Raw genomic sequence first — 15,847 nt, 5'->3', positions numbered from 1 at the left:
GTTGCCTAGGTGACATGACATGAGGACCAAGAAGCAAAGGTTTGGGCCCGGCGACGTCTTCCTCATCGAGACCGGCCCGGGCCACCATGCGGTGATGTTCGTCTGGTTCGCGTTTCCGAGAGGTTCGCGTCAGCTAATAGGGCGGTTTAGGCTGATTCGGCCCAACGAGGCCGTGGACGATTGGCCGCTTATCGTCCGGAAAGAGCCAGACTTTGTAATCCGGACGATCCCCCGGGCGATCGACCAGGAAAAGTGGATGCGGTTGGGTTCTGATAGTTCGAACCCGATCCTGGACGAACCAGTGCCGATGGTGGTCAATTCTACCCCCCTCAGAAGGAGCCTGGGTGAGGAGCACATATTGTGCCGGCTCGTGCCATACGAAAAGGAGGGGGCTCACGTAGACTCCTTTCTTCGACCTGCTACAGCGGTAGAAATACTCAGATATCCGAAGGCAACCCTGTATGGAGAGGTCGCGGCCGAGATCCTCCTTCGAAGGCTTAGAAGCTTTAAGGAAGCGCAGGGAGACTGGGATTTCAAGCCCGACTGGTACGATCTTGAGGCTCCGTCTGCGGGGCCTCCGCGGCCCGTTCGCGACCTCCTGTAGCCGGGCGGCTGAATATACTGCGATGCATAGCAAGACGAAGGGTGCCTCATCCTGGTGGCCTGCTTCTCGCGCGCTCTGACACGGCGGATGGCAGAACTAAGGCTGACCTCTCGCTTGGGTGGCCAGGACAAGGGCGATGATCGTGCGGCTTTGTCCTGGTTCCGCAGGAATAAGGGCTCCCAGGCGTGTGCGCTCGATAGATATCGGCCGGATACACGCTCTTCCTCGCCCTACGTCCGGCCCAAGGTTCTCGGCTGGGTGGCCCGACGATGGGTGGCCTCTCGACGGGTGGCACGATGACGGGCTCGCCTCTTCGGACCGGCTCTCGACAGCCGCCACTGGCGAGCCCTTCGTCGTGTCCGGCACGGACTCTCACGGGTCTGTCGCATCGCACGCGAGAGGAGGGTGAGAAGGTGGTAGAACCACGCTCGTGGCCGCGAGACGATTCCGCGCCCTGACCGCGTGCTTAACGGCCCTCGCCGCAGCGCTCTGTCTCGGAGCGACTGGAGCGGACGCCTCGTCCGATGCGGGCGGCGCCTCCTCGGAGGCGCCTGCCCTTAGCGCGCAGGCCGTACGAGAAGATGGCTCGCAAAACGGCGCAGGCAATCCGACGACGTACCGTGACGACGCGCTGATTTTCAACGCTGACAACCAGCGCAGCGCGACGGGCTTCGCCTTCGACGGCAACGGCAGCCCGACGGCCTATGCCGGGGCAACGATGACCTGGGACGAGGAGGCGCGCCTAAAGACGGTTTCAAGCACAGGCGCGTACCGCTGGTACGGCACCCGGTCGGACGGCCTCAGGGCGTGGAAGGACAGCGCGACCAGCGTCCCACAGGGCGGCGGGACGCCGACTTCGACGGCCAAGTACTTCTATTACGACGGCGGCAAGCCGGTGTTGGAGACGGACGCGAGCGGCACCGTCACCGCCATCAACGTCTTCGCCCCCGACGGGCTCGTGGCACGATGGGGCGGGTCTTCTTGGCGCTATTACCAGTTCGACCAGCAAGGCTCGGTGGTGCACCGCCTAAAGGCAGACGGCACGCTCGACAACTCCTCGATGTACGAGTGCTACGGGCAATACGTGAACGTGCCGCAGTACATCGGTGCAGACTGCTGGCGCTGGAACGGGCGCTGGGGCTACTACTACGACTCGGAGACGGGCCTCTACCTCTGCGGGCAGCGGTATGTGGATCCGGGTCAGGGGCGGTGGCTGAACCGCGACCCGATCGGCTACGAGGGCGGGGCGAACCTGTACGGGTACTGCGATGGGAACCCGATAGGGGCCGCGGATCCGGAGGGATTGCGCTGGGTCTTGCAAGGTAAACCTGGAAGAGGCAAGTCCTGGGACATCGAGTGGATTTGGATCGATCCATGGCGGAGAGATCCCGAAGGATACATGGTATATGTAGGCGTTGATCACGACGCTGACCTGTTCTCACGGATTAACCTTAAGGGCAACGCCATGACGATAAGTGGATACACCAGAATCCACGACGAAGAGGACTATGAATTGTACCTTAAGAGTTCAAGATGGCGTAAGCACGAGCACTGGCATATCGAGCAAGAGAACTGCTACGGGGCTGCCTATTTGCCCATGACGATCATAGGGTACGTCAGCACTTTGTCGCATGACAATGCGCCAATGGAAATCGATGCATACAATGCTGCTGGTTATCCATACCGTGATCCGATGTCAGGGCCAGCATACCCGATTATCCCGGTGGTGCCTCTGCTTAGGTGAGTGTATAAACCGTCAAGCTATAGTCAAACACGCCCGCATAGCATTCAGTTTCGCTCGGATTGTTGTTGTTTCTGCGGCATGCCTCGCGGCATGCGGTTGCTCGAAGGTGCATAACGTGCTTTTCGTTAACTATGCAAGTACGCCGCAAACGCTCACGCTTAGAGAGAGCGGCCAGCGCTTCACGGTAGCACCTGAAGGCAGTATTTGGACTCGCGAGTATTTAGGCGGACAGTACGGAGAGTTTTCATGCACAGTCGAGAAATCGGGGTCTTCGACAATGATTAATTACCGCGGTAAGGATCTCGCTAGGCGGATCAAGGATGACAGCGTTCTGTTGATTGAACTTCACTAGCACGGCTGGTGGCAAGACCATGGGTGACGGCCACCTGGATGGCCTGCCCTTAGACTCCCCCCCAGCCGTTCAAGGGCTGGTTACTTGGGCCACGGCGGGTGGCATGGGTGAAACGGGATGAGTCGTGCCCGTTTGCACCCATGTGTCCGTAAGGACTAGGGGACGACCGAGTGCGTGTCGTCTCAGCGCGTGGCCCCACAGGTCGCTCGACGAAGGGTGACCTCCCTTCCGTGTGGCCCGTTTGTCGCGGCAGGGTGTCCCGACGATGGGTGACCTCCTCCGGGGTGGCACGATTACGGGCCCGTCAGGAAGGACAGCCTACTGCAAGCGTCCTGCCGAGGGCCCTTCGTCGTGTACGGAGCGGACCTTCAAGGCAGACGGGGATCGAGCCCCACCTTGGCGGGTGGCAGGACTAAGGGTGGTCTCGCTTGGGCGGCCAGGACAAGGCCGACGGTTCGTACGACCTTGTCATGGTTCTTAAGGAACATGGGCTTCTGCGTGTGTGCGCTCGATCGATATCAGCCGGTTACGCACTCTTCCTCGCCCTACGTCCGGCCCAAGGTTCTCGGAAAGGGCAGAAAAATCTGAGAGGCTTACTGCAAATCGACCCCCGTCCCACTTTTGCCCCTGCCCCCGGGGGTGCCGGAAAGTTCGGACGTCTCTTGGAGGCGGACTTGAGGATCGTACGAACGGCCTTGCCCCTGACTGCTCCCGGTGGGGGGTCGACAAATTCGGTCGTCCGCACCGACTCCAGGCCCACGGACGGCCGCTCCCTAATGAAGTTTTCCAGCTTCTCAAAATTTGCGGGGCCGCATCCCCTCGCGAGAAGGGGCAGGGGCGGGGGCATCGGTGTCGGCCTCGCCAGGTGACCGAGGAGCCTGAAGGCGAGCCAGGGATCGAGCCGACCACCTTACTGAATTTGAAGACCTACCTGCCGCCGAGTGACCTGTCGGGCTCGCCTGCCAAGACCCCTCAGAGGAGCAGAAGACTACGCCGAGAACTGTCAACTACACTGTCAAAATCGAATTCAACGGATTGATTTGGTTTGGAACTCTAACTACTTAAGTTCAAAACTCTGGAGCCGATGACCAGATTCGAACTGGTGACCTGCTGTTTACGAAATTCCTGCTCGGGGCAATTTTGGCGGGTATTTCGTCCCGTTTGAACCTCGCGTTTCAAACTCATAACGCAAGGACACGCACCAGAACTTCGGAAGTTTTTTCGGAAGTGTTCAGACCAGCTGTCCGCCTACATAGCAGGACTTCCGAAACAGGCTACCCAAAAACTTCGGGGCGTGCAACGGCCAGCGAAGATGTCGCCTCAACCGAGAGGAGAGGATGGAAGGAACCGGGCCCAGAAGGCCGCCTGTCAGCCGTAAAGAGCGAAGCGGGGCAGTTGCGCAGCGGCGATGATCGTGCGCAATCGCTCGTGCATCCTGCCAGGCGTCAGACTGACGTGAATTCCGGGGCGGGAATATATCCCTCCTGACGTTCGTCGGGGCGGCGGCGACTACTCTGAACCGTCCCCATACTAAGACGGATTTGTGCTATCGTAGTGCTCCCAATTTTCTTGCTGGCAGTGAGCGAGGCGCAAGCCCCCTGACTGCTGCAGAGGTATGTAGTAAAGAGTGGTAAAGATCAGGCTAGAAAGACAGGGCCGAAAGCACCGTCCCTTCTACCGAATTGTCGTGGCAGATGAGCGCAAGAGGCAGAAAGGACGAACAATCGAGTGTATTGGCACCTACGACCCCGTTTCAAAGAAACAATTTCTCACGCTAGAATCTGAACGGGCCCTATATTGGTTGCTTGTTGGAGCATAGCCGAATGACGCCACCACGCTGAGATTACTTTGGACAGATGGGGTGCTGGAGTCATATTCAGCGATTCGAGGTCAAAGTCCCGGCGTCCGAAAAATTCAGGCACGTGCCTTGAAGCAAGGTCTCGGAACTCGGATCACCAGGCCGTTGGCTCCGGGGCGCCGTCTTGACATTGAACAGGACTCCAGTATTCCTACGGAGCTCTGGACTGCGGAGCCCAGGGAACAAGTCACTCGTGCCCAGCGGCCAGGCAAGGAGCGGAGTCCGAAGCCCATGAAGGTCAGCAGGGGGAGCAATTGGATTGGAAGGGACGCCAGCGAAGCGGCCTTTTTCGGCGCTCCGTCGTCTCAACCTGTAATGAAGGCTGACACGGATGTCGCCAAGGTGGAATTGAAGGGCGCTCAACTGCATGTGAGCGTTGATGTCACTTCTCTTTTCTCGGACTTCTCAGACATCGCGCAGCCCGTCGTCTTTGTAACCTCTGTCGGATACAACTCCGAAATAGAGCGCGATGCTACCATCCTTCGTCCCCAAGTTACGCCTTCCACAGGCGACGCGGTCACGGTTAGCTTCCAGCTCATTGACGCTTTTGATGGGGAATGTGTCAAGCGCGAGGACATTGCCATTTCATTTGACCCCTCGTCTGAGCGGTTCCGTCAAATGCAGGTAAGATTACAAAACTCGGAGCACCTGTAGTTGGCCACCTGAGCTAGGCATTTAGTCCCAGATTGCCCCTGTCATGGGACTGTGCATGCAACATATAAGTGCGAACGCTGCGGTTACATTTAACCGTTCTCTCAATGGTAGCTGTTCATTTACGATTTTTGGTGACACCTTTGTTCCGGGCGAGCATCTTTCAAACTTCGAAGATATCAATGCAGACAACCTGAGACAGTTGCTGGACGACTCTGACTTCGCGCTCAAAGCATGGTCAGAGTACGCGGACATGTATGGCCAGTTGCTTCGGGGTCACGAACTGCATCAGAACTGCCTTTTAAAACTATCCGAAGCAATACACAGTTCAATTGCGCTTACAAATACCTTTTTGTCCGTTCTTCGAGACCGTAGAATACCAGATTTGCGAGCAACATACTTCTCATGGGCGCGTCCTACCACTCATTACTCCCTTTCACATGCACTCAATGTACACAGGCGGGGCGTACCAATACCCTGGCACCTCTTAATGGCAAGTGACATTCCTCGAAGCGACGTAAACATCGAGACGGCAACAGACTGTGCGCAATTACTTCTGGGCCTTGTTCGTCCAATCGCTTACATAAAGAACATGGAGCCTGTTAGAGATGACGACCCCCGTGTGTTTGGCCGAGCAGAAAGTAAGTCAATCGTCGGTAAGGTAATTGTTAGTGTTGGCAGTACAACGGGCACTCAGAAGCCTGCTCTTTCCTCGTCAGCTGTTGCAGCGAAACTAATGGACGTAGCACAAGATTCCGCAGATCACGAAGTTACTGTCGTGCCATTATTTCGCAAGTCATCTTTTCTGAAGGCACTCAGCAACTCTCCGCACTCTGACTGCAATGCAGTCATAGTTGCTAGCCATGGCACATATCTTGGCTCTGATCAACAGAGTTCTGGATTTGAGATGCATCACAATCATGTGGTCGATGCACGATTGGACATCGCGCGCAAGATCAATGATACGGGTGAAAACGGGCTGACCAACTCACCAGCGGTAATTCTGTTTGTCTGTGGAGCCGGAGGCGAACGCAGGGATGGAAGACAAACATGCAATCGATCTTACAACAGCCTTTCTTAGAATTGGGGCAAGCATTGTCCTCGCAGCGATGACAGCGGTCTCACTATCGGCAAGCCTTAGGATGCTTGAGGCCATCGCGCCTATTGCTTGGGTTGAGGGTAATACCTTTTAGGAAGCACTTGCCATGGTCGTGTCTGCAACTGACGATAAACTGCAGTTGGCTCATGACAACTTGTACAATGTATACTTCAGTCCGAAGGGGCATCCGATTCAGCTGGGCGGGAGCATTGACGATAAAAAGCGAGATACTCGAGCTGAACTCATTGTTTGAGGTTCAGTATCCACTTGAGACAATTGCCGAGTGATTCAGGAGATGCTTTGCCTTTTCGCACACGAACTTTTAGCTTCCGGCTTTTCGTGAGAGAATCTGTCTCATAATCAATCTTCAGGAGGGTCTGAGCAATGTACCAGAGGGCGGCGGCAACAGTCATTGTTGCCAGTGTCGCATCCTGCTTGTCAGAGTCTGGCGCTGCTACTGCTTTCTGCACGAGGGGCGTAACTTCTTCGCTTGAAACAAAGCTGTCGACATCCCTTTCAAGAGATTGCATGTCACCACATTTGGGTAGTTCTGCAATGAATTCCTCTATCCCAACACGAACGTCGTCATCCAGCGGTACGGCGTCTCGTCCAGTTTCGTCATACTCGTAGTGCTCATGAAGCCATGAGCCCACGCTTTTCAGTTCCGTTTCGTTCAGCACTATGAGATGTTACCATGTATGTTTCTACGTGGACACCGTATGGGAACGATATGTTTGAGTAGCTACGAGTCCTCAGGTGATTGGTCGCAGTTCAAGCTGTTTTCGACGGCTCTCTTGGTACTCGCAGAGCTGAAGCATCGATGAGGTCACGGCGAATGCCCATGGTTCTTCGTGCCACGTGGACCAAACCAAAGCGGAATCGAATTTCAAATTGATCCTGCGGATGGGTGGGTGACGAATCTAGGGCAGATTGCTTGCTCTTTCTAAACGTCGGCCTTTTGGGCAGCGAAAGTGTCGCCTCGACCGAGAGGCGAGGATGGAAGGAACCGGCACCGGAAAGCCGCCTGTCATTCGTAGAGAGCGAAGCTGGGCAGTTGCGAAGCGGCGATGATCGTGCGCAATCGCTCGCGCATCCGGCCAGGCGTCCGATAGGCGTGAGGTCCGGGGCAGGAAGGTATCCGTTCCGGACGGTTCGTTGAGGCGGCGGCGAGCGCCAAATTCGCCTTCTTCATCTAGACATTCCAATTGGATCTGCACCTTAAGTTGGGTTTCCAGTAGAATTCTTACGAATGCGTCTGGTGGACGTGGAATAGTCTCTGCAACTACCTCGTCTATGCTGATGAATTCTTAAGGGACTCTTACGTCAAAATCATGGCAGTTAATGAACCCGCCTTGAGGAGTTGCCTCGCTTTCGCATATTATCTAACCAGTCCTTGCCCCTTCTTGGCGCACACTATTGGATTTGTGGCACTGCCTCAGCTTTTGACTGACTGCATTTAGATCGCGATGAAGTCACACTATGGGAAAGCGTCGAGTCTGCATTGATGATCCGAATGTCCGACTTGCGGCTCGGATAGCTCTTGCAGCTCGAGGAGAAAGGGACGTCCCAAATGGTCAGGCATGCTCCGCCTTCAAACATCCTGACGGCAGAGACCCTATCGCTAGCTTTGGATCGCCTTAATGCACAACATGTACTCGTAAACTTTCGATATTAAGCCGGATGGATGTACGTTGCTCTGGTGTCCACGGCTCGGACAAGACCGCTATGACGAAGCCAAGCGTCGGCTCTCCGCTCGAACAATGGACCACCATAGGAAGGGTATCTCTCGCCATGCGGGTGATCAAGGCTAAAATTGGCGGTTAGCCACGGCTCTTTCATTACAAGATAGCACTGATCCGAAAATCCCGCGCCAAGAAGGTACGGGCCGACCTGTGACGTGGACTCGACACGTGCTTCCAACAACCGTCCGTTCCAAACCGGACAAACGACGGAGACGCGTTTATCAAGCCGGTCCAGGCCCGGTGTGACCCAGTCGTGAACGTGGGCCATTGCAGTGTCGCTCGAAAAATGGAGCAACGCCCGTGTATCGCAAAGGTGGAGCCCCGATAACTCGGCGCTTGAATACCAATAGCCATCGCCGAGATCGCTTGGCCTGAGTCGGAAACGGTCAAGGGCTTCGTCGATGACGTCTGACACGAAGTAGTACTTGGTCAGTACCTCTTGTGAGACCAAACGGTCAGCGATCCTGGACACCTGCTTAGGGTCCCGAACGTTGTTCACGAACAGGACGCGTTCGTCGAACGGTCGGGCCAACCGCCCTATACGCTCTGCGAGCACTCCGGGAGCGAGAAGTCGCTGCCAGTCTTCCTCCCAACATTTCGTCTCAAAGGTCACCGTGAGCCTTTCAGGTCCGGGAGCAGTCGATGGCATTACTTCTGTAGAATACAAGTCGTGACAAGGGACAAACCGGGATCCTCGATCGCGACCGCGTACTGCGTCCACGACGACTGGTACTATCTTGCCGACAGCATCGCGTCGGTCAAGCAGCTTGGACCCGTGATGGTGTTCGTAAGCCGTGTTCCGTGGCATGCCGAGCCGGGCGACTGGGCACGATGTGCCGAAATCGCGCACAGTGCGGGTGCCGAAGTCTGTGAGGGCGATTGGTCAAGCGAATCGCTGCACCGCTCCTATGCTTTGGGCGAAGCCCGTCGGCGAGGCGTGACGTTTCTCCTGACCGTCGATGGAGACGAGATCGTCGAACCGTCCCTTGGTAAAGCGCTTTCGGCCGTTGCGAAGGCAAACCTGGCCGATGTTGTCGAAGTTGAGATGCAGACGTACTGGAGGTCCCCGGAGTACGCCATACGGCCGCCCGAGAGCTTGACGCCGGTCCTGATGGTACGAGCTGACGCCGCCGAACACCATCACATTCGGAATTACTCTGGGAAGCGTCGAGTGCGCTTGGGCGCCGGGATCGGGTCGCTCCACCACCTGTCGTATTGCGGCCCTGACGAACGTATCCTACGAAAGCTGGAGACCTGGTCGCACCGAGACGAGGTCGTGTCCGGCTGGTGGACGAAGAAGTGGCAGGCTTGGAAGACTGACCACACGGTGAGGAACCTCCATCCGACCCACCCTGAGTGCTACCTGTTCACGGAGAGAATCCGTTGCCCGGCGGTCCTGGAACCGTGCATGGACAAGGAATGGGATTTGCCTCGAACGGCGCTCCAGTCTTTCTTCACGGGATCCGAAGGAAGGGCGGATACGGACCCGAAGGTCTCGGTGTGCATTCCTCTTTGCGGCGGTGAAGACGACATAGTGCGTTGCCTCGACAGTTTGGAGTCTTGCAGGGACCTTCTGCACGAGACCATTGTCGTCGACAATGCCTCTCCTGACGGGTCGAACGCGTTGGTGAGACAGCGCGACTGGGTCCACTTGATCGAAAACGAACAGAATTTGGGTTTTGCTCGGGCGAGTAACCAGGCGGCGAACGCGGCGACGGGAAACGTCCTCCTCTTTCTCAATAGCGATACGATCGTGACCCGACCCGGTATCAGGGAAATGATCAAGGACCTCATGTCGAGCGGTTCGGTGGCTGCAACCGGCCCTGTCAGTAACAACGTGGGGCACAACCAGCAGATCGATCCGACGTACACGAGCCTGGAGACCATCGAGCTGTTCGCGGAGGATTTGGCCGCAACCGCGAAACGGGCAAGGGACGTGGACATGCTGGTCGGCTTCTGTTTGGCCGTGAAGCGCTCTGTGTTCGAAGAGGTCGGCCCCTTCGACGAATCGTTCGGGCTTGGGTTCTTTGAGGACAACGACCTCTGCTACAGGATGCGTCGAGCGGGATACAGACTGTCAATATCAGAGCGGGCGTTCGTCCATCACCGCGGATCGGCGAGCATGTTCCGGTTGGGCGTGGACGGAAACTTGCTGTTGCGCCAGAACGAGGCCCGGTACTTGGACAAGTGGCGGATCGACACCGAGTGCGGCTTCGTCAACGTCCTGCCGGGCCTGTCCTCTGAGCGCACCGTCTTCGACGAGAGCAGGCGACCAGAGGTCCTTCTTGCTTCGTTTCGGTCTGCGGCGCAGCTTGCAGACATCAGCCTTTGCATGATCGTCAAGGATGAAGCAAGGGTCATTGGAGACTGCCTGCGAAGCGCCGAACCGTTTTTCAAAGAGATCATCGTGGTCGACACTGGCTCCACGGACGGTACGCAGGAGATCGCGCGATCGTTCGGGGCAAAGGTCTATGAACACCCTTGGGAGAACAGTTTCTCCGACGCCCGGAACCGCTCGCTCTCGTACGCTAAGGGAAGCTGGATCTTTTGGATGGATGCGGACGACACCTTACCGATGAAAACTGGTGAAGCTATTCTTGACGCGGCGATGAGCGCTCCTGCCGATGTTTCCGGCTTCGTCATACCCGTCCAGTTCGTGACGGACGGCAAGGACGCAGGAACGAGGGTCGACCATGTCAAGCTCTTCCGGAGGGGTCCGAACGTCCGATTCGAAGGACGCATCCACGAACAAGTCCTGCAGAGCCTTCGGTCAGGCGGTGGCATGATCAGTAGGCTATACGCAGTCGTACTCCATTCCGGCTACGACACGAGCCCGGAAGGGCAGGCCAAAAAGAGGGCGCGCGACCGTGCGCTTCTTTGGCTAGACCTAACAGAGCGGCCGAACCATCCGTTCGTTCTCTTCAATCTTGGAATGACGGCCCACTTCAACACCCAGCACAAGAAAGCTTGCAGGTGGCTCAAGAAGAGCATCGAGGCGGCAGAACCGGGCGAGAGCCACCTGAGAAAGGCGTACGTACTGCTCGCAGTGAGCCAACGCGAACTCGGGCTGAGTGCCGAAAGCGCCTGGACGCTTGAAGAAGGACTGAGGGCCGTCGGGACAGATCCGGAACTCCACTTTCAGAGAGCCCTGCTTCACAGTCGCTGCGGAAACCTACAAGAGGCCGTGCATCACTATTCCGCGGCACTGGATGCCGACGTCAGCTCGTGCTTCAACAGCTTTGATATCGGTATCAAGGGCTTCAAGACGCACCATAACCTCGCAGGGGTCCTCAACGCACTTGGACGCCGGACTGAGGCCAAAGAGCACTATCTCAAGGCACTTTCGTCCTCGAGCGACTACGCGCCTAGCGCCGAGGAGCTCTTCACGATAGCGATGGAAGTTAGAGACTGGAGCACTGCTCAATTGTGTCTGGATCACCTCAATAAAATCGATGGGCTCGGCAAGCTCTACTGTAGCCATGCTGCCAGGTTCGCCGAAGCACAAGGTGGGCCAATGGAACGGCAACGCCTCTTCGAGAACATCGCGCGAACTTGCCCGACGGCGCTGGAACCTCGCTTGTGCCTTGCAAGGGCCTGCTTTGACGCCGGGCAGAATTCGCGAGCGGTCCATGTCCTTCGAGAACTCGAGGCTGCCGGAGAGCCGGAGGCAGCCTTCATGATCGGCGTCAGCCGCATGCTGGCAGGCGATCCAAGAGGCGCAAGGGAGCACCTGCTTGTCGCGCACAGGCTCAATCCGTTTCACGACCAGACCAGGCAGCACGTCCGCCGCGTTAACGTCACCCTGGGGTTAGCGGAGGAAGACGGTCTTGCTTAGTGCCACGGTCATGTCGCTTTCGGGCATGCCAAGACACGAGGGTGCCGTCGAACGCCCGACGCATCGGGGCCAGCTGGGGACTCCGGGCGAAGGGCCGTACGTCAAGTTCACGCTGCGCGAGCGGGAGGGGACAATCGAAGAGTGCCGGTTCCAAACCTACAGCTGTCCGCACGCGCGGGCTTTTTGCGAACTGCTCTGCCGCCTCATGGCAGGGCGAACATTAGCGTTCTCTAATGAACTTACAGCCAGGGACTTGGTAGTATTGGTTAGAGAAGTTCCCGAAGGTAAACGCGATCTGGCCCAATTGGCCTTAAGTGCATTCCAAAGCATGGCGGATCGCACACCCGACGAAGCTTAGAGGGATTCTGATGGCGATGCCCCCCTGGTTCTGTTGGTCCTGTTTCCAATGGCCTCCTGAGTTCGGCGGGGGTGGCGGCCCGGGCGGGTCGGGAGGAGGGTATGGCGGCCCGGGAGGAGGGAACGGCGGCAATGGCGGAGTGCCTGGAAACGGCCAACCTGGTGACTGCGGATCGTGTGCAAACGGGGCATCAGGAACTTGCGCGACTTTCAACAGCCCCCGCCTTCCAAGTGCATCGTGCCCACAAGTGCCGGCTCTCCCGACCTCGAACTCGCCTGGCCCTACCAACCCGTGCGCGCCGTTAGACTAAGGATGAGAGCCATGGCACGAGAGTTCGGCCCAGAGACGTGGAACCCAGAGACAGGTTTGCCGGCCTATGTCGGTACGACCGCACGTGAAAGAGCGCATCCTTATCGGCCTACGCCTGATCCCGCAACGGGAAGGCTAGTCGTCGACCCCGAATTGAGGCTGAAGGCCCGGGGGTTCGGGGTCGATGTGAGCCTCTATTACGACTCTGCCAGCGATTTGGACGGCCCGGTGGGAAAGGCACGGTCGGCCAACGTGTTCCAATCCATCGTCAGCTACACGAACAACGGTACGACTTATGCGAAAGTGGTGCGGGGCAATCAGGACGTATCTGTATTCGAGTTGGACGCCGGAAACTACTCGGCTGCGAACCAGATGTCGTACACCACGCTCACGTACAGTTCAGGTTCTGACGAGTTCACCGAGCACTACCCGGACGGCATAAAGGCGGTCTACGCTCCGAAGGTAGCCACGACCACTTATAGTCTGTCAAGGGTGGAGGACACTTACGGCAACAGGCATACGTACAGCTATTCGGCGATCGGAGGATTCCCGTACCTGGACAGCATCGCTGTCCCCGGCGGAGCGCTACTGAGTTTCGCTTATTCCACCGGATCTCCGACCTCGCTTCTGAGCGGCATCGACGATTGGGGCGGTCGGCACTGGACGTTCCAATACGACTCGAACCGGAACCTCACCACCATGGTCGTCCCGTCGGGCTGTGTGACCCGCTACGGTTACACGACGGTAACGAACGACACGGTGTCCATTCTGAACAGCATAGAGGATCCAAGAGGCTTCGTCACGTCCTATGTGTTCAATGCAGACAGGCGCGTCGTGAGCATGATCTTGGGTACTACGCCAGAATCTCCTTTCTGGAGCTACGAGTACAACGAGGCGCAGAAGCGGACAGTCATCACGTCGCCACTGGGAGGAAAGACCACGTATGTCTTCGACGCCGACGGTCGCGTGTCCACGGTGACGTCGCCAGATGGAGTCGTCGAGACATCGACGTACGATGGAAACGGCTGGCTCGCGTCTTCGAATAGGCCGATGGGCGTGCACAAGGCGTTCACGAACAACAGCGTGGGACTGGTCCTGTCGGAAACGGACGCTCTAGGCAACATCACAACGTACAAGTACGACGCGTTCCTGAACTTAACGACCGTCGTCGACGCCCTCAATAACGTCTGGACGTCCGTCTACTCCGATGTCTCAACGCTGGCGAACAAACGGAGGCTTTTGGCAGCGATCGATCCGTTAGGTCAGCGGACCACATATTCGTACACTGCACAGGGCTTGATGCGGACCATGAAGGACGCAAGAGGCCTGGTCACGACCTTGAACTATGACTCTCTGGGCAACGTTGTCAGCATTCAACACAGCGACGGTGGGGTCGTTACGAACCTGTACGATCCATTGAACCGCCTGCTGCAGACCACGGATCCTCTCGGGCGGGTGACCTGTTTCCAATATGACCTTTCTGACAACGTGACCGCGAGAATCGGACCCTATACGGTCGGTGCGGACGCACCGGTGTGGAACTACGTGTACGACCAATGCATGTTGACGGCGGAAGTCGATCCACTAGGGAACCGCACGACCTACGCCTACGGCCGGTATGGGAACCGCACCTTGGTCATTAACGCTCTCGGTGATAGGACCACGTACGAGTACGACGTCCTCGGGAACGTGACAACGGTGACCGACGCGTTAGGGTTCACGATGGTCTACGAGTACGACGCCGCCAGTCGGCTCACCACGGTGCAGGACCAGCTCGGCTTCACGATGGTCTACGCGTTCGATGCGGCGGGCCGTCGGGCCGCAGTGACCGACGCGCTGGGGCATAGCACGTCTACCGAATACGACACGCGCAACAACGTCACGACCGTCACGGATGCGTTGAACGGCACCACGACGTTCGGCTACGACGCACGCAACCGGCAAGTTCAAAGCACCGATCAGACAGGCTGCCTTTCCCAGACGGTCTTCGATGCCGTCGGACGTGTTCGGTCCTCGATCGATCCGCTCGGAAACCGGGCGACGTACTCCTTCGACCAGGTCAGCAATGTCGTCACCGTCTGTGACGCGAACGGCAAGATTACGACGAACGCCTATGGTACGTCCTCGAACCGTCTGTCCGCGGTGACGGACGCGAACGGCAACACGACGTCTTACGAATACGACCTCGCCGGTCAACAGACCGCTATCATCGATCCGGCCGGCGCGCGCACTACGATCGGCTACACGCCCGAAGGATGGCGCCATACGTTAGGCAATCAGCTCGGCTTGACGACGACGACCTCGTACGACCGTAAGGGCCGGCCCGTCACGGTCATGAACGCCAGGGGAAGGATCAAATCGCTCACTTATGACGCCCTGGACCGTACGGTCTCGCTCCACTATGCGAACGGACAACGGGCCACGATGCAGTACGACGCGTTGTCGCGACGCACGACCCTTGTCGATTGGACCGGCGCGACGACTTTCGCATACTCGAAGCGAAGCGAGGTGATCGATGAGACCCAGGTCGGTTACAGGCTCCAACGGAAATATGATGCCGTGGGTAACCGCACGACCCTCATCGATCCGGACGGCGGGGTCATGACGTACGCCTTCGATGCATTGAACAGGATATCGGAAATCCGTAACCCGAACGGACGGATCTTTACGCAGCAGTACGATGCGGCTTCGAGGCTGACCACCCTTCTGATGGATCAAGGCTGGCAGCGGCGCTGGGAGTACGACGCGGCTTCACGGTTGACGACTCTGACCGAAAAGAACCCCGCCGGTGCCTTCGTCATGACCATCGTCGACACGTGGGACGGAGCAGGCAATAAGACCGCTTCGGCAAAAGACGGTATTGCGACCAACTACACGATGGACGACGCGTACCGTTTGACGGGACAGTCCGTTTCGGGCGGTACGGCCACCTTCGGATACGACACGCGCGGCAACTTGACGCTGAAGTGGCACCAGGGCCTGCAGCCGATGACCTACAGCTTCGATGTGGCCAACAGGGTGACGACCCTGCAGGACGGCCCGACGTTGGTCACGTACACATATGACGACAACGGAAACCAGACCCGCGAGGATAGAAACGGACAGGTGACGAACTGGACGTACGACGACGAGGACAGACTGACCATTGAAGAGCTCGCCAACGTCGCTCCACCGTTCTCGACCTACACCTATTCGGCCGACGGCCTTCGGAGGTCGCTGGTCCAAAGTGGGCTCGGGGCCAAACTGACCACCATGATCTGGGACGGTAGCGACTACCTGATGGAAAAGGACTGAG

The 15,847-nt window shown here is 57.6% G+C and carries 10 protein-coding genes; 8 read left to right on the top strand and 2 right to left on the bottom strand.

Going from position 1 to position 15,847, the window contains the following annotated elements:
• The first annotated feature begins 19 nt into the window (after positions 1-19).
• From JST30_07810 to JST30_07790, 5 genes are all read left to right on the top strand, one after another.
• Positions 20-604, top strand: a complete 585-nt coding sequence (locus JST30_07810; GenBank protein ID MBS1714228.1) for a hypothetical protein — start codon at positions 20-22, stop codon at positions 602-604.
• A gap of 430 nt (positions 605-1,034) precedes the next feature.
• Positions 1,035-2,348 carry an RHS repeat-associated core domain-containing protein gene (locus JST30_07805; GenBank protein MBS1714227.1) on the top strand — a complete coding sequence of 438 codons (1,314 nt, stop codon included), beginning with the start codon at positions 1,035-1,037 and terminating at the stop codon, positions 2,346-2,348.
• Positions 2,349-4,327: 1,979 nt separating this feature from the next.
• Positions 4,328-4,519: a 30S ribosomal protein S16 gene (rpsP, locus tag JST30_07800; protein ID MBS1714226.1), complete on the top strand. Its 192-nt coding sequence runs from the start codon at positions 4,328-4,330 to the stop codon at positions 4,517-4,519.
• A gap of 270 nt (positions 4,520-4,789) precedes the next feature.
• Entirely contained in the window at positions 4,790-5,212 is a 423-nt protein-coding gene (locus JST30_07795; GenBank protein ID MBS1714225.1) for a hypothetical protein, read from the top strand.
• A gap of 43 nt (positions 5,213-5,255) precedes the next feature.
• Positions 5,256-6,290, top strand: coding sequence for a hypothetical protein (locus tag JST30_07790; GenBank protein MBS1714224.1), 1,035 nt, complete (start codon positions 5,256-5,258; stop codon positions 6,288-6,290).
• A gap of 260 nt (positions 6,291-6,550) precedes the next feature.
• Here the strand turns inward: JST30_07790 and JST30_07785 are convergent, their stop codons facing one another.
• Entirely contained in the window at positions 6,551-6,988 is a 438-nt protein-coding gene (locus JST30_07785) for a hypothetical protein (protein ID MBS1714223.1), read from the bottom strand.
• A 347-nt stretch (positions 6,989-7,335) separates the two neighbouring features.
• Complete coding sequence (locus JST30_07780; protein ID MBS1714222.1) at positions 7,336-7,500, bottom strand: hypothetical protein; 165 nt, start codon at positions 7,498-7,500, stop codon at positions 7,336-7,338.
• Positions 7,501-8,720: 1,220 nt separating this feature from the next.
• On the opposite strand from JST30_07780, the gene JST30_07775 reads away from it, so the two are divergent.
• The 3 genes from JST30_07775 (at position 8,721) to JST30_07765 (ending at position 15,846) form a co-directional block, all read left to right on the top strand.
• Complete coding sequence (locus JST30_07775; GenBank protein ID MBS1714221.1) at positions 8,721-11,885, top strand: glycosyltransferase; 3,165 nt, start codon at positions 8,721-8,723, stop codon at positions 11,883-11,885.
• Positions 11,878-12,243 (top strand): iron-sulfur cluster assembly scaffold protein, encoded by a 366-nt coding sequence (locus JST30_07770; protein ID MBS1714220.1) that lies wholly within the window; start codon positions 11,878-11,880, stop codon positions 12,241-12,243. Before JST30_07775 ends, JST30_07770 begins: the two co-directional genes overlap by 8 nt.
• 321 nt (positions 12,244-12,564) lie before the next feature.
• Entirely contained in the window at positions 12,565-15,846 is a 3,282-nt protein-coding gene (locus JST30_07765; GenBank protein MBS1714219.1) for an RHS repeat protein, read from the top strand.
• The last annotated feature ends 1 nt before the right edge of the window (position 15,847 follow it).

The sequence above is a fragment of the Armatimonadota bacterium genome, assembly GCA_018268395.1.
Classification (GTDB): Bacteria; Armatimonadota; Fimbriimonadia; order Fimbriimonadales; family Fimbriimonadaceae; genus JAEURO01.
The sequence above is the reverse complement of the archived record's forward strand: the minus strand, read 5'-3'. Positions and strand labels throughout refer to the sequence as shown.